Raw genomic sequence first — 13,584 nt, forward strand, 5'->3', positions numbered from 1 at the left:
TCAGAAGAGCGCGTAACGCGCGACGATCCACAGCAGGCGCAGTTTCGGCTTGCTGACCTTCGTACGCGGAATGTCGAATCCGCGCTCAAGCGTTCGTTCGAGCATCACGCGATAGACGCCCGACATGATGCGCGGCGCCCGCACGTGGTTGCGCGGCTCGCGGTCCATGATCGCGTCGGAGGCGGCGAAGTGTGCCTTGGCGCGCTCGGCAAGCGTGGCGCAGACGCGCGGCAGCGACGGATCGTCGGCGATCTGCGCCGGGCTCGACACCGCGATGCCTTCGCGCGCCAGCAATTCGTGCGGCAAATAGCAGCGGTTGATACCGGCGTCTTCGTCGATATCGCGCAGGATGTTGGTCAGTTGCAGCGCGCGGCCCAGATGGTGCGCGAGCAAATGGCCCGGCTCTTCCTGCATCCCGAATATCCTCACCGATAGCCGGCCCGCCGCACTCGCGACCCGGTCGCAGTACAGGTCGAGCGTGGCTTCGTCCGGCCCGCAGATGTCGGCGGCGGCGTCCATCGCCATACCGTCGATCATTGCGTGAAAATCTTCGCGTTGCAGGTGAAACGTATGAATGTGCCGCGTCAGCGCGCGCAAGGAAGCGCGCGGTGCACCCGCATAGCACGCGTCGATGTCGGCGCGCCAGCGCTCGAGCGCGGCGGCGCGTTCGGCGCGCGGCATGTCGCTGTCGGCGATATCGTCGACAGCGCGGCAAAAGGCGTAGACCTGATACATCGCGTCGCGCTGCGCGGCCGGCAGGATGCGCATCGCGAGATAAAACGAGCTGCCGGACGTGGCGGCAGCGGCGTCGATTTCTGGTTCGTCCACGACAAGATTGGAAACAGCCAAGACGATCTCCGCTGGAGGCGCCCGCTGAAAGGCGTTCAAGAATTTTTAATGCTTACCCGCAGGGCAAGCGGCCCGCGCGCGCGGGCACGCGCGAAACACCCGGCTGGGATGCCGGAAACGGCGAAAAGTATAACAACGTTTGTGAGATGCCGCAGTTTTGGGGGTGAATAGGGGGCCGGAAGAAGGGTTTCGGCAAGCCGAATTCAGGAGAAAGCCACCGAGCGGTTGCGTCCCTGCCGCTTCGCGCTATACAGCGCCGCGTCGGCTTCGTTGATGAGCACGTCGTAGGCCGGCACGCCCACGCGCGCCGCCGCACCGCCGACGCTGGCCGTCACCGGCACGCTTGTGCCCTGCACTTCGACCGGCGTGTCGGCGATCGTGCAGCGGATCTTTTCCGCGACCCGCATGGCATCTTCGAGCGGCGTGCACGGCAACAGCAAGGCAAACTCTTCGCCACCGAAACGCCCGAAGGTATCCTGCGCCCGCACCACCCCGGCGACCCGCTGCGCCATCACGCGCAACACCGTATCGCCAACGCCGTGGCCGAACTGGTCGTTGATTTTCTTGAAGTGATCGAGATCGAACAGCAACACGGACATCTCGCCGCCGTAGCGCTGCCAGCGCGTGTACTCATCGTGCAGGCGCGCTTCGAAGTAACGCCGGTTGGCGATGCCCGTCAAGCCGTCGCGGTCCGCGTATTCCTGCAGCTTGGCAACCGCTTCTTCACGTTCGCGCTGCACGATACTGACATGAGTGACGTCGGAGATGGTCACGCACACGGCCACCACTTCACGATTGCGCATGAGCGGCATGAACGTGCAGTCCTGCTGCATGAAATCGACGCCGCCGGTAATCGGCCGGTCGTGATCGAACTTGAAGAGATACGGGCGCTGCTCCCACGAACTGAACGCGAAACTGCCGAGCTGAAACACGCTTTCGATCTTGCGCGACAGCCACACGCGCGGCAATTCCGGAAAGTGCGTAAAGAGCGATTTGCCGACCACCTGGTCCGGCGACAACCCGCTGTGATCCTGCATGAAACGATTCCACATGAGCACGTTCATCTCGCGATCGAGCACGAAGATGCCGAAACCGACACGTTCGACCACCAGATCGCTCAACGAGTCCACGGGCGCATTCATAGGCTGGACAGCAGTTCGTCGAGCGCCTCGTTCATGTGGCGAATCGACTCTTCGGCCATCAGGATCACGAGGTGTGCGCGGAAGCTCTGGTCCTCGAGCGCGAAATTGACTTCGACCAGCAGCGCGACTTCCCATTGCAGCACGCCGGGCTGGAACACTTCGTCGAGCGTCATCGCTTCACCGAGCAAGCCCGGCGCGGAGAAGACCGGTGTGCGGCCGAGCTGGTCGAGAATGCACGAGACACACGCGCCCGTCAGCACGTTCGCGACGTCGAACACGAGTTCTTTCTGGCTCACCGTCTCGTAGCTCGAGCGCGAATACGGATCGCTCACGAGCGAACACAGCTTGTCGATGCTGTCGCTGCGGCAGATCACCAGCGCTTCGCCCTTGATGTCGGAGCGAAAGCCCTGACGCACCGCGCTCACCGTGTCGTCGATCCCGGTCATCTCGCGCAGCGCCTCTGCCGCCTCGCTCACCGCCACCACCTTCACACGCGGCACCGACAATTCGATGAACGCATCGAGCAGGCGTGCGAGACGCGTCGCGGCCTGGCCCATCGCCAGATTGGCGAGCTCTTGCAGCGCGTCGCGCTGGTCTTCGTTGAGGACTGGCTCAGACATACAACCCGTACTCCTTGAGGATGGGTAGTACCGCCTCGGGCGTCACGGGCTTGGCGATGAACGCGGCGGCGCCGAGCGCGCGCACGCGCGCCTGGGCCATCGGCTGAACATCGGCGGAGACGACGATGACGAAGGTGTTCAGGTCCTCATGCTGCAATGCTTCCAGCACCTGGTAGCCGGTTATGTCCGGCATCGTCAGATCGAGGAACATCACCGACGCTTTGCCTTCGCGATACAGGCCGAGCGCTTCGCGCCCGTTCGCCGCGTAGGACACGTCGACATCCCAGTCCGGCGGCAATGCCTTGGTGAGCACCTTGCGGGCAAGCAACGAATCGTCGGCGATCACAATAGGCAGAGACATGGGCGGGTCAATAAGCGAAATTAGCTCTTACGCGTTAACGGCGGGTAGAGTGGGTTTCTTTAACGCGTGGTCTGTCGACCAGCGGCAAAGCGGGCTGAAGCTTGCGAGAATGCGGCTTTCAAACGAGCGGGGGGAGCGCGCAGCGAGGCTGCTTTTGACGGAACCCGTGAGCGCGCATGGATGCGTGCGAGCACGGTGGACAACGGCTATGACCGGCATGTTCGAGCCTACCCCGTAGATGAATCCCCGCGGCTTCACGGATCGGGGTGGTCCCCTTGCCGCGCGCCTGTTTCCACGAGCGCCTTCGGTCACGCGTTGTGCGCGTTATCTGGCGGCCCTCGCGGCAGATGCGTCCGAACATGGCGGACGCATTATTTGTAATGGCATCGATTCTCGAAGCAAAACGGCGGAAAGGCAACTCGCCAATTTCGATTTGATTAAAGAATTTTTCCCGTCAATGACTATTTTTGAAAAAATTTTGGTAGATTCTTCCCGCTTTATTTTGCAATTATACTTTTGTGTACGTTTGCGCTTCTCGATTTGTCACTGATTTAGACAGCAGACAAATCACCGGCCGGCCATTTGTCACATAACCAGTACCGCCGCTACGTGTCTATGCTTTTCGTATGAAGCCGACTCCCGGCCCTTTCGTCCCGAACGACCTTAGCGTTATCGACCATGACACCAGACCGGTTCGACCCGCCCGAAGCGAGCCGCCTTCCCGCTAGCCGCCAGGACGAGGCGCGCTTTCCGGCCGTGCCGGAACAGAATTTCCACGTCCGGCGCATCACGCTGATCGCGCTCTTGATCGCTGCCATCGTGCTGCCGTGCGTATACGTCGCGGCGATGGCGTTCAGCGACCTGCGCGGGCGCATGGCCGACGCGACCGACGTGACGCTGCGCACCGTGCGCGTGGCGGAAGAACACGCGCTGAAAGTGTTCGACATGAATGAGACGCTGGACGCGCGCATCGTCGATCTGACACAAGGTCTGGACGACAACGGCGTTCGCGCTAAAGAAGGCGAGATTCACGAAAAGCTGCGCACCATGGGCGGTGGCTATCCGCAGGTGGCGGCCGTGTCGATTTTCGGCCTCGAGGGTGATCTGCTCGCCACCAGCCGCTTCTATCCCGCGCCGGTGTTGTCGATTGCCGAGCGCGACGATTTTGTCGGCATTCGCGACGGCAAGGGCCTCGAACATGTCTCAAAGGTGATGACGGGACACGTCGTGGGCGAACAGGTGTTCAACACGGGCGTGGAGCGCGTCGCCGCCGACGGCTCGTTCGCCGGGGTCGTTTCGGTCGCACTGCGGCCCAGCTATTTCGACGCGTTTTACAGGGAACTGCTCGGCGGCACCGACAGCACGCCGATGATCATGAGCCTCATCCGCACCGACGGCGCGATCCTCGCGCACTATCCGCGCCGCCCGCGCGAACCGGCGGCGATGGCGCCGACTTCGCCACTGGCCGAAGCGCTGGCGCAAGGGCGGCGAGCCGGCGTCGTACGGATGCATTCCGATATCGACGGCGACAATGTGATCCTCGCATTCCGGCGCGTCGGCGCTTATCCGGTGTACGTGTCGTGCGCCTATCGCACCCCCGCGATCTGGGCCGCGTGGTACCGGCATCTGAGCGTGCTGATCCTGTCGATGTTCACGCCGTCCTTTGTGCTGTGGTGCGTGATCTGGCTGTCGCTGCGCCGCCTTGGCGCCGAAGAGGAAGCGTGGGAGCGCTGGCAGGCCGAAGCCTCGATGCGCCGCTCGATCGAATCCGCGTATCGCCAGTCGCGCAAGATGGAGGCGCTCGGCAATCTGGTCGGCAGTGTGGCGCATGATTTCAACAACCTGCTGATGATCGTCTCGGCCAACGTGCAGATCGCCCGGCGGCGCGGCACGCCGGGGCTCGACCGCGAATTGTCGGCGATGGAGCGGGCGCTCAAGAGCGGCCAGTCGCTCACCCGGCAATTGCTCGGCGTCGCGCGCAAGCAGCCGTTGCGCAACGAGACGCTGGCGCTCGAGCGCTGGCTGCCGGCGTGCCGCGAATTGCTGCGCGCATCGCTGGGCGCGAAGATTTCGCTGGTGATGGACATCGGCGTCGCTATCTGGCCGATGCGTGTCGACGTCGCCGAGCTCGAACTGGCGCTGATCAACATCGCCGTGAACGCGCGCGACGCCATGCCCAACGGCGGCCGCTTCACGGTTCGAGCCGCCAATATCAGCTTTCGCCGCGAGGACGGCTTTCCACTGACCGGCGACTTCGTGCAACTGTCGCTGGAAGACACCGGCGGCGGCATGCCGCCTGGCGTGCTCGCGCGCGCCTTCGAACCGCTTTTCACGACGAAGCCCAAAGGCATGGGCACCGGTCTCGGGCTGCCGCAAGTTTTCGCCTTCTGCGAGCGCTCTGGCGGGCTCGCCGCGATCGATAGCGCCATCGGCGCGGGCACCTCCGTGCGCCTCTACCTGCCGCGCGCCATGGCGGCGCCCGAGGCCGAATTGCCGGCGGAGCCGGGCGTCGAGGAAAGCGGTGCGCCGCAGGGCTTGCGCATCCTGCTGGTCGAGGACAACGACGAAGTCGCCGCCGGCACCGAAGCTCTATTGCAGATGATGGGCCACCAGGTCACCTGCGTGTTCAACGCCGATACCGCACTGCGCCTGTTCGACGACGCCCACGCGAGACAGGCGCGCACTGGCGAGCCCCTGCCGTTCGATCTGGTGCTGTCGGACATCCACATGCCCGGCACGATGAACGGCATCGACCTGGCCGAAGCCGTGCTGGCTTTCGACACCAGGCTGCCTGTCATTCTGGTCACCGGCTACGCGGAAGAACTCGACCGGGCGCGGCATGTGAACGTGCGGGTGCTGTCCAAACCTTTCGATATCGCGTTGCTGGAAACGCTCCTGCAAGCAATCCAGCGCGATCTGACGCAGACGGGCACCGATCCGGCCGCGGCGGCGCATCCAGCCGGCTAAAGCCCAGCTTGTCAGGGTCGCCGCTCATTACCGGCGGTTGTAAAAGCGCGGCAGCGGTATGCCGCAGTTTCTACGTAACCAGATCGGTGCGGGCGGCCAGCAGCGGGCATACGGGCATATCGCGCAGGCCCGGCATGATCGTTGCGGTGCTTCCAGGGGAGGAGGCCGACGCGCGCTTACGCCGTCTGTCCCAACTGAAACCGCCGGGAGACAGCCATGCGACACACTGTGATTGGTTTATTCGACACCTATTCTCAAGCAGAAACCGCACGCGACACGCTTGTGCAGACCGGCTTTGCACGCGAAACGATCGAGTTGCAGGCGAATCCGGAACCCTCTGTCGGATCCGCAACCGATGAAGTTGCCAATTCCGGCGTGCTCGCCAATATCGAGCGTTTTATCTCGAGCCTGTTTGCGACCGGCCATCGCGCGTCGGAAACAGCTCGCTACACAGAAGCCGTCCGCCGCGGCGCCGTCCTGGTCTGCGTCAGCGCAGCCAGCGAATCGCACGCGGAACTCGCTCGCAATACCTTGAAGAGGCTGGGCGCGACCGACATCGGCGAGCGCTCGCCCGATTGGGACACGCCAGTGGAATCGAGCCGCGATCATTCAATACTCGACGAACTCGGCATCGGCGCAGCGACGCCCGGCACGCCGCATACATCGAGCGTGGCGACGCCCGGCGTGGCGACTGCCCGTTCAACCACACAGCCTGCGACCGCGGCCGATCCACGCTATCCGCCGCCGCTCATGGGCACCGACGCCGAGCCGTTCGTCCCACCGCCGCCGGCTGAGCGGCCGATGCGCGACCCGGTCAACGAGCCCGTCACGGACCCGCTGGTTGGCGATGCGGGACGGACCGCGATCGCGGCCGGTTCGATGCCCGGCTCGGGCGCGATCATGCAGCCGCCGGAAGTCATCTCCGAAGCGGAGCAGCCGACCGAGGGTTCAGGCGGCCAGATTCCGAACGAGTATCTGGAATACGAGGAGGATTTCCGCACGCACTACGAGGAGCAGTACGCGGCCGAGACCTCGCGCTATGAAGATTACGTGCCGGCCTATCGTTACGGCGCGGAGATCGGTCGGGACGTGCGTTATCGCGACCGGCCGTGGGACGACGTCGAGCCGGAAGCCCGGCGTCATTGGGAGACCACCTCGCCCGACAGCACGTGGGAGCGCTTCAAGCTCGCCGTGCGGCATGGCTGGGAAAGGGTGACAGGGCATCACCACGTATAGGTGGACGCCGTGCAGGCTCCGGCGTGTCGTGAAGTTGCAGCATGCCGGCGCTTTCGGTATGGAGATGCCTTTGCAAAGGCGCCTGAATTTGGCCGTCAGGCAGCAGTTTGACGTTTGACCCATGCGACGTAACGGTCGACGAACGTCTGCAAGAACTTTCGGGTGCCGTCGTTCACGATCTCGCCTTTCTCGTTGATGGCCGCGGGGTCGTGCTTGATGAACACTTCAGGCTGGCCAAGCGTGGCGACATCGAGGTACGCCAGCACGTTGCGCAGATGCTGTTGCGCCAGCGCCGTGCCGGTTGCGCCGACCGATGTACCGAGCACCGCACCGGGTTTGTTGGCCCAGGAGTTGGTGCCCCACGGCCGCGAGCCCCAGTCGAGTGCGTTCTTCAGGACGCCCGGCATGGAGCGGTTGTACTCGGGCGTGACGAACAGCAGGCCGTCGGCGGCTTCGACGCGTTGCTTCAGGTGCTTGGCGACGTCGGGATAGTCGGCGTCGTAATCCTGGCTGTAAAGCGGCAACGAGCCAATCTCGATGAATTCGAACGTGAAGTCCGCGGGCGCGAGTGAAATCACGGCTTGCGCCAACTGGCGGTTGAACGATGCGCGGCGCAGGCTGCCGACAACGACTGCGATGTGATAGGCCATGTTCGCTTCCTTGAGGTGAGGCGCTGGACGCGCAAAAGGGTACGAACTGTCCATCATAGGCAAAAGCGGGACGGGATGGCGGCAGCGGGTACCCAAACGCCCGCTTCTGGCTGCGCAGGCACCCATCTGGAAAGTTGCAACCGGTGGATAACCCGGTAGCACCCAAAGTTATCCACAGATTTGCTGAATAACCTTGTGGATAACTGGTATTTTTGCCTTCTCAATCAAGCATGCTTTCGGTCCAGGACAATTTGAGGCAAATGCACCTTCGCCACTGTCACTCCGGGACGGCGATGTCGCCATCCACAAGCTGCCAGCCGTAGGTCTCGGCAAACAGTTGGGCGGCATCGGCATTTTCAAAGAATGGCATGTCCGCGTGGCCCTGAAAGGGATAGATCACGCGCTCGTCGCTCAACCGGATCACTTTCAGCGTCGGCACCGTCCCACTGGAGGTTCGGCGCGACGACACGGCGACCTGATAGTTCGCGCGGCCGGTTAGCGGCGTGGAATTGGCGCCCTGCGAGCGCCTGGAAAGATGACTTGCCGTCGGTGCGCGCATCAAAGACCGGCGATCGACTGGCCGGCAACCATGCCGTCGATCACTCGCTCCGCGTAATTCGCTGACGCAATGCGCGCGTCGCCGGCTGCGCCAAACGGAGAGCGGCTCGGCACGCGAAATACGCGGCTGCTGGTCAAGGTGTCGTCGGTGCCGCGCCGGCAGATTCGCACGGCGGCGTCGAAACCCGCATCGTAGTGGCGGGCGCCATCGGGAGAGCGTGGCTGGTGCGGATAAACCAGTGGATAAATCTCGAGGCCCCGGTAGCTTCTGATCGTATTGCTCATGGTGGTCGTCTCCTGTGAAGGATCTCGCTTGAGGCGTGTTGCTGTATGTGTGGCGTGACGCCGGGCGAGTCGCGGCGTTTTAGCAAAAACACGATGTTGATCGACGATGCGCGTGAAGAGCGGCCGCTTCTGTCAGGCCACGCCGACGGCACGCAAGGCGAAGTAGAAGGAAAGGACCCCGTTCGATGCAGGGCGCTGTGAAGATAGGCGGATGCCTGAGGGACTGCGTAAGACGCGCAGGAGAACTGCAAGCCGTTGGCTCACTGTAACACGTTAGAAGAGCGAGCATTTGACGCATTTGCGCGCCGGGCGCGGGTGTTGCTTTGGAGTGCCGCGTATTGTGTACCGCTTTCTGTTTTGTGACGCTCGCACGCTGATGGCGTGGGCTCCTGACCTTGTTCTGCAGATGCCATCCACGCGCGTCAAACGTGTTGAATGAAACGCAAAAAAGGGCGCCTTTGTCAGCGCCCTTTTTTGACTTCGAGAACCCGTCTCGTCAGCAGACTCGCACTGGACATGCGTCCGGCCGCGTCCTCCGGACGATTAGTTGCCGAAGAACACATTGCAGTACGATGCCGGGCCGTTGCATTGGGCCGGTGCTGCAGCCTCAGCTGCGCCCGAAGCAGCAGCAAACAGCGCAACGGAAGCGATCAGGGCGGTAAGAATGCGTTTCATGGTGCGGCTCCTCTTCAGCATCTGGTTTGCGATCTGATGCGATCGATGGACTGAAGAATAACGATTCAATGTCCGCATAAAAATACCGAAGGCAAGAAGACATTTTTTCAAATAGTGAAATAATCCAGGTGTGTATTTAGGGCCGGTTCGAGACGTAGCTGACTGCACGTTTCGCCTATGCGCTCAAGGTCACGGTTCACCATCGCAGCGTTGATTTCATTTTGCGCAATAATGTTTTTCGCTGTCATAAAGCCCGTCGCAGCACGACTAAGGGGATCAGGTCATCGCTTGCTGGCGGGCACATGTTCAATACCGATTCGCTTGCGCAGGAACGTGCGGGAGAATGGCGCACACGTTCGGGAACTGCGCGAGGAGACCCACCCGCCTATGAACCACAACGATTCACGAGACAACGTGCGGCAACCGCGAGCGCGGCGACGGAGCATGCCATGGCGCAAGTAAGCGGGCCGGCGCTCGACGATCCCGTCTATCTCACGCAACTGCGGCGCGACCTGTTGCGCTTCGCCCGTTTGCAACTACGCGATGCCGCTGCCGCCGAAGACGCCGTCCAGGAAGCGCTGGCCGCCGCCTGGACGCAAGCCGACCGGTTTGCCGCGCAATCGGAACACAAGACGTGGGTGTTCGGCATCCTGCGGCACAAGCTTGTCGACACCTTGCGCGCCCGGCAGCGCACCGTGAACCTGTCGGCGCTCGAATCCGAAATCGACGGCGAAGCGCTCCTCGATCGCGAACTCTTCAAGGACAACGGCCACTGGTCGCGCGAGTCCAAGCCGCAGCCGTGGCCGACGCCGGAAACCGCGCTGCGGCAGCAGCAATTCTGGACCTTGTTCGAGATGTGTCTGGAACACCTGCCCGAGCACATCGGGCGCGTGTTCATGATGCGCGAATTCCTCGATCTCGAAACCGAAGCGATCTGCGCCGAACTGCAGATGACCGCCAATCACTGCAGCGTGCTGATCTACCGCGCGCGGCTGCGCTTGCGCACTTGCCTGAGCGAAAAGGGCCTATCCAGAGAGGATGCGAATGGGGAAGTGTAAGAACATCACGCGCCTGTTGTCAGACGCGCTCGACCGCCCTTTGACGACCGGCGAATGGGTCGCGATCCGGCTGCATCTGCCGACTTGCAGCGGCTGCCGCAATTACCGCAAGCAGATTCGCCTGCTGCGCGTGGCTGCGCATACGGTGAGCGGGATTGCGACGCCGGGGGCGGGCGGCAACGACGACTGAAGGGGCGCCGCTTGCGATCCCCCTGCCAGGCTCAGGTCAACACGGTCCACAACGCGAACGTCAATATGAGACCGACGACGGATACGATCGTCTGCAGCACCGACCAGACCATAACCGTCTGCTTCAATTGCAGCCCGAAGTATTCGCGCACCATCCAGAAGCCCGCATCGTTCACGTGGCAGAAGAACACGGAACCGGCGCCGATCGCGAGCGCCATCAGCGAATTGTGGGTCGTGCTGAGGCCCGCGACGACCGGCGCAACGATGCCGGCGGTCGTGGTGGTCGCAACGGTCGCGGAACCGGTGGCCTGCCGCAGCGCGACGGCGATCAGCCACGCCAGCAAAATCAGCGGCATGTGCGCGCCGACGGCGATCTTGCCGATCGTCGTGCTGATGCCGGCCACCACAAGCGCCTGCTTGAGGCCACCGCCTGCGCCGATGGTCAGCAGCAGGGCAGCGATCGGCGGCAAGCTCTTGCGCAGAATACCGCCGACCCGGTCGCGCGCCATGCCGCGCGACCAGCCCAGCGCCACCACCGCGAACAGTACGGTGAGGCCGAGGGCGACCAATGGCTCACCCAGAAAATTGAGTGCGTTGAACAGGAAAGTCTCAGGTTGAAGCAGAAGTTTCGCGACCGTGCGGCCCAGCATCAGCACGACCGGCAACAGGATCGTGATGAGCGAGATCGCGAAATTCGGCGGCTCGCCGGCGTTTTGCGGCGCAGTGAAAAGCTTGCCCATTTCTTCCGGCTCAACCACGTGCATCCGTTTCGACAACCAGATGCCGTAGACCGGACCCGCGAGAATGACCGCGGGAATCGCAACGATCATGCCGAGACCGAGCGTCAGGCCGAGATCCGCATGCAACGCACTCACCGCAATCAGCGGGCCCGGATGCGGCGGCAACAATGCGTGCAGCGTGGTCATGCCGGCGAGCGCGGGAATCGCAATACGCAGAATCGGCTGCTGCGAGCGGCGCGCCATCACGAAGATGATCGGCACCATCATCACCAGACCGACTTCAAAAAAAAGCGGCAAGCCGACGATGATCGCCACCAGTGCCATCATCCAAGGCAGCGTGCGCGGCGTGGAATGTTTGAGGATGGTCGAGACGAGCCGGTCGGCGGCGCCTGATTCCGCCATCAGCGCACCGAGCATCGCCCCTAGCGCGATGATGATGCCGACGTCGCCGAGCAATGCACCGGCGCCTTTGCTGAATGCGCTGGCCACCGCTTCCAGCGGCAGACCGGCCGAAAAACCCGCCGCGAACGTGCCGACCAGAATCGACAGAAACGGCGCGAGCTTCAGCACGCTGATAAAGACGATGATCAGTGCGAGTCCGAGCACGCACGACAAGATCAGTTGAGTATCGTGGGATGACCACGGCGTGAGTGTTGTCGTCAGATGCACGATGTCCCTTTTCCGATTGACGCAGCCGCGACTGCGCGCGGATGACGGATTGTAGCGGCGCACGGCGACTAGACGCAGCCAGGCTTCTTCGGTGTGCCTGTGCCTTCTGCCGTGATTTGCTTATGCGAATTTATCGGTTCGTCCAAGCCTGCAGACGAATTATCGTCGAAGCCAATCGGTCCGTTTTGCGTCCGTCTTTTTAACGAGCACTTTTATGTCCCGTCATCCGTTGCTCAACCGCCGTGCGTTTATCGCCGGCGTGGGCGCCTCGCTGGCCGCCGCGGCGTTGCCCGTTGTCTCCACGTCAGTCTTCGCCGCGGACGCGCAGGTGAAGGAATTTCGCATCGGTTATCAGAAGGCGGCCAATACGCTCGTATTACTGAAGGCGCACGGCACGCTCGAAAAGCGGCTTGCTCCGCTTGGCCTCACGGTTAAGTGGACCGAGTTCCCCGCCGGACCGCAGTTGCTCGAAGGACTGAATGTCGGCGCGATCGACTTCGGCTATGTCGGCGAAGCGCCGCCGGTGTTCGCGCAGGCGGCCGGCGCGAACTTTGTCTACACCGCTTACGAGATCCCGACGCCGCATGCCGAAGGCATCCTCGTGCATCAGGACGCGCCGATCAAAACACTGGCCGACCTGAAGGGCAAAAAGATCGCGTTCAATAAAGGCTCGGACGTTCACTGGTTTGTGGTCGCCGCATTGCAGAAGAACGGCGTGAAGTACAGCGATATCCACCCCGTTTTTCTGGCGCCCGCCGATGCACGTGCGGCCTTCGAACGCGGTGCGATCGATGCATGGGCGATCTGGGACCCGTTCCTCGAGTCGGCAAAACGCCAGTCGAACGCCCGCTTGCTTGCCGACGCCGGAGGTATCGTGAGTCACCATCAGTTCTTCCTGAGCGCGCGGCCGTTTGCGCAGCGAAACGGTGACGTACTCGCGATCACGATGGACGAGGTGGGTAAAGAGGGGGCATGGATACGCGGCCACTACGGCGAAGCAGCCGCACAACTCGCGCCGATTCAGGGGCTCGACGCAGGCGTGATCGAAGCGGGTTTGCGGCACTACGCGCACATCTACAAACCCGTCGACGCGAACATACTTGCAGAACAACAACGTATTGCCGACACATTCAGCGAATTGCACATCATCCCGACAAAGATTGTGACGAAGGACGCTGCATTACCCGCCAAGGCCTAAGTCACGTAGGCCGTGATGTTTCGACGCCTAGGCGAATAGCGCTTCGACATTTTCCGGCGGGCGGCCAATCACGGCTCGCCCGTTTCGCACGACGATCGGTCGTTGCAGGAGGACGGGGTGCTTTGCCAATGCTTCGTATAACTGAGCGTCGCTCAGCGTGACGTTGGCAAGCTCGAGTGCTTTGTATTCGGCTTCGGTGTCGCGGATCATCTCTCGGACTGTGCAGCCTAGTTGTGTGTTGAGTTGCTTTAACTGCGCGACCGTGGGCGGCTGTTTCAGGTATTCGACAATTTCCGTTGGTTCGTTTGCGCTGTTGTAGGTGCTAGCAATCAGGTCGCACGTGGCTCGCGATTTTGAACAACGGGGGTTGTGGTAGATGGTGATCAT

Annotated in this window: 16 protein-coding genes; 6 read left to right on the forward strand and 10 right to left on the reverse strand. The window is 62.4% G+C overall.

Annotation, left to right across the window (positions count from 1 at the left end):
- The 4 genes from hpnD to AYM40_RS35505 all read right to left on the reverse strand — a co-directional run bounded on the left by hpnD (nt 1) and on the right by AYM40_RS35505 (nt 2,972).
- Complete coding sequence (gene hpnD / locus AYM40_RS35490) at nt 1-849, reverse strand: presqualene diphosphate synthase HpnD (protein ID WP_063500568.1); 849 nt, start codon at nt 847-849, stop codon at nt 1-3.
- 203 nt (nt 850-1,052) lie between these two features.
- Nucleotides 1,053-1,991 (reverse strand): sensor domain-containing diguanylate cyclase, encoded by a 939-nt coding sequence (locus AYM40_RS35495; RefSeq protein ID WP_063500569.1) that lies wholly within the window; start codon nt 1,989-1,991, stop codon nt 1,053-1,055.
- Nucleotides 1,988-2,611 (reverse strand): chemotaxis protein CheC, encoded by a 624-nt coding sequence (locus tag AYM40_RS35500; RefSeq protein WP_063500570.1) that lies wholly within the window; start codon nt 2,609-2,611, stop codon nt 1,988-1,990. Before AYM40_RS35500 ends, AYM40_RS35495 begins: the two co-directional genes overlap by 4 nt.
- On the reverse strand, nt 2,604-2,972 hold the full coding sequence (locus AYM40_RS35505; RefSeq protein ID WP_063500571.1) for a response regulator: 369 nt from the start codon (nt 2,970-2,972) through the stop codon (nt 2,604-2,606). Before AYM40_RS35505 ends, AYM40_RS35500 begins: the two co-directional genes overlap by 8 nt.
- Nucleotides 2,973-3,210: 238 nt before the next feature.
- On the opposite strand from AYM40_RS35505, the gene AYM40_RS41075 reads away from it, so the two are divergent.
- The 3 genes from AYM40_RS41075 to AYM40_RS35520 all read left to right on the forward strand — a co-directional run bounded on the left by AYM40_RS41075 (nt 3,211) and on the right by AYM40_RS35520 (nt 7,175).
- Nucleotides 3,211-3,522: a hypothetical protein gene (locus tag AYM40_RS41075; protein WP_148662406.1), complete on the forward strand. Its 312-nt coding sequence runs from the start codon at nt 3,211-3,213 to the stop codon at nt 3,520-3,522.
- 128 nt (nt 3,523-3,650) lie between these two features.
- Nucleotides 3,651-5,939, forward strand: coding sequence for a hybrid sensor histidine kinase/response regulator (locus tag AYM40_RS35515; protein ID WP_063500573.1), 2,289 nt, complete (start codon nt 3,651-3,653; stop codon nt 5,937-5,939).
- 216 nt (nt 5,940-6,155) lie between these two features.
- Nucleotides 6,156-7,175 carry a hypothetical protein gene (locus AYM40_RS35520; protein WP_063500574.1) on the forward strand — a complete coding sequence of 340 codons (1,020 nt, stop codon included), beginning with the start codon at nt 6,156-6,158 and terminating at the stop codon, nt 7,173-7,175.
- Between the two features lie 95 nt (nt 7,176-7,270).
- Here AYM40_RS35520 and AYM40_RS35525 read toward each other — a convergent pair whose 3' ends face one another.
- The 4 genes from AYM40_RS35525 to AYM40_RS43355 all read right to left on the reverse strand — a co-directional run bounded on the left by AYM40_RS35525 (nt 7,271) and on the right by AYM40_RS43355 (nt 9,343).
- Nucleotides 7,271-7,825 carry an NADPH-dependent FMN reductase gene (locus AYM40_RS35525; protein WP_063500575.1) on the reverse strand — a complete coding sequence of 185 codons (555 nt, stop codon included), beginning with the start codon at nt 7,823-7,825 and terminating at the stop codon, nt 7,271-7,273.
- 277 nt (nt 7,826-8,102) lie between these two features.
- Nucleotides 8,103-8,384, reverse strand: a complete 282-nt coding sequence (locus AYM40_RS35530) for a DUF6723 family protein (RefSeq protein ID WP_063500576.1) — start codon at nt 8,382-8,384, stop codon at nt 8,103-8,105.
- Nucleotides 8,384-8,668, reverse strand: a complete 285-nt coding sequence (locus tag AYM40_RS35535) for a hypothetical protein (protein WP_063500577.1) — start codon at nt 8,666-8,668, stop codon at nt 8,384-8,386. The genes AYM40_RS35530 and AYM40_RS35535 overlap by 1 nt, the downstream gene beginning before the upstream one ends.
- A 543-nt stretch (nt 8,669-9,211) precedes the next feature.
- On the reverse strand, nt 9,212-9,343 hold the full coding sequence (locus tag AYM40_RS43355) for a hypothetical protein (RefSeq protein ID WP_256390494.1): 132 nt from the start codon (nt 9,341-9,343) through the stop codon (nt 9,212-9,214).
- Nucleotides 9,344-9,792: 449 nt separating this feature from the next.
- Between AYM40_RS43355 and AYM40_RS35540 the strand changes: the two genes are divergently transcribed.
- The gene (locus AYM40_RS35540; protein ID WP_063500578.1) at nt 9,793-10,401 is read left to right on the forward strand and encodes an RNA polymerase factor sigma-70; all 609 of its coding nucleotides are present in this window, start codon (nt 9,793-9,795) and stop codon (nt 10,399-10,401) included.
- Nucleotides 10,388-10,591 carry a zf-HC2 domain-containing protein gene (locus AYM40_RS35545; protein WP_063500579.1) on the forward strand — a complete coding sequence of 68 codons (204 nt, stop codon included), beginning with the start codon at nt 10,388-10,390 and terminating at the stop codon, nt 10,589-10,591. The genes AYM40_RS35540 and AYM40_RS35545 overlap by 14 nt, the downstream gene beginning before the upstream one ends.
- Nucleotides 10,592-10,622: 31 nt before the next feature.
- Here AYM40_RS35545 and AYM40_RS35550 read toward each other — a convergent pair whose 3' ends face one another.
- Nucleotides 10,623-11,999, reverse strand: coding sequence for a gluconate:H+ symporter (locus tag AYM40_RS35550; protein WP_063500917.1), 1,377 nt, complete (start codon nt 11,997-11,999; stop codon nt 10,623-10,625).
- 214 nt (nt 12,000-12,213) lie between these two features.
- Between AYM40_RS35550 and AYM40_RS35555 the strand changes: the two genes are divergently transcribed.
- Nucleotides 12,214-13,197: a sulfonate ABC transporter substrate-binding protein gene (locus AYM40_RS35555; protein ID WP_063500580.1), complete on the forward strand. Its 984-nt coding sequence runs from the start codon at nt 12,214-12,216 to the stop codon at nt 13,195-13,197.
- A 27-nt stretch (nt 13,198-13,224) separates the two neighbouring features.
- Here AYM40_RS35555 and arsC read toward each other — a convergent pair whose 3' ends face one another.
- The gene (gene arsC, locus AYM40_RS35560; RefSeq protein ID WP_063500581.1) at nt 13,225-13,584 is read right to left on the reverse strand and encodes an arsenate reductase (glutaredoxin); all 360 of its coding nucleotides are present in this window, start codon (nt 13,582-13,584) and stop codon (nt 13,225-13,227) included.

This window comes from Paraburkholderia phytofirmans OLGA172 (assembly GCF_001634365.1).
Taxonomy (GTDB): domain Bacteria; phylum Pseudomonadota; class Gammaproteobacteria; order Burkholderiales; family Burkholderiaceae; genus Paraburkholderia.

Bases quoted from the DNA above. Each gene is read 5' to 3' on its own strand.
- AYM40_RS35495 (WP_063500569.1), bottom strand. From the start codon at position 1,991: ATGAATGCGCCCGTGGACTCGTTGAGCGATCTGGTGGTCGAACGTGTC.
- AYM40_RS35500 (WP_063500570.1), bottom strand. From the start codon at position 2,611: ATGTCTGAGCCAGTCCTCAACGAAGACCAGCGCGACGCGCTGCAAGAG.
- AYM40_RS35505 (WP_063500571.1), bottom strand. From the start codon at position 2,972: ATGTCTCTGCCTATTGTGATCGCCGACGATTCGTTGCTTGCCCGCAAG.
- AYM40_RS41075 (WP_148662406.1), top strand. From the start codon at position 3,211: ATGAATCCCCGCGGCTTCACGGATCGGGGTGGTCCCCTTGCCGCGCGC.
- AYM40_RS35515 (WP_063500573.1), top strand. From the start codon at position 3,651: ATGACACCAGACCGGTTCGACCCGCCCGAAGCGAGCCGCCTTCCCGCT.
- AYM40_RS35520 (WP_063500574.1), top strand. From the start codon at position 6,156: ATGCGACACACTGTGATTGGTTTATTCGACACCTATTCTCAAGCAGAA.
- AYM40_RS35525 (WP_063500575.1), bottom strand. From the start codon at position 7,825: ATGGCCTATCACATCGCAGTCGTTGTCGGCAGCCTGCGCCGCGCATCG.
- AYM40_RS35530 (WP_063500576.1), bottom strand. From the start codon at position 8,384: ATGCGCGCACCGACGGCAAGTCATCTTTCCAGGCGCTCGCAGGGCGCC.
- AYM40_RS35535 (WP_063500577.1), bottom strand. From the start codon at position 8,668: ATGAGCAATACGATCAGAAGCTACCGGGGCCTCGAGATTTATCCACTG.
- AYM40_RS43355 (WP_256390494.1), bottom strand. From the start codon at position 9,343: ATGAAACGCATTCTTACCGCCCTGATCGCTTCCGTTGCGCTGTTTGCT.
- AYM40_RS35540 (WP_063500578.1), top strand. From the start codon at position 9,793: ATGGCGCAAGTAAGCGGGCCGGCGCTCGACGATCCCGTCTATCTCACG.
- AYM40_RS35545 (WP_063500579.1), top strand. From the start codon at position 10,388: ATGGGGAAGTGTAAGAACATCACGCGCCTGTTGTCAGACGCGCTCGAC.
- AYM40_RS35555 (WP_063500580.1), top strand. From the start codon at position 12,214: ATGTCCCGTCATCCGTTGCTCAACCGCCGTGCGTTTATCGCCGGCGTG.
- arsC (WP_063500581.1), bottom strand. From the start codon at position 13,584: ATGATCACCATCTACCACAACCCCCGTTGTTCAAAATCGCGAGCCACG.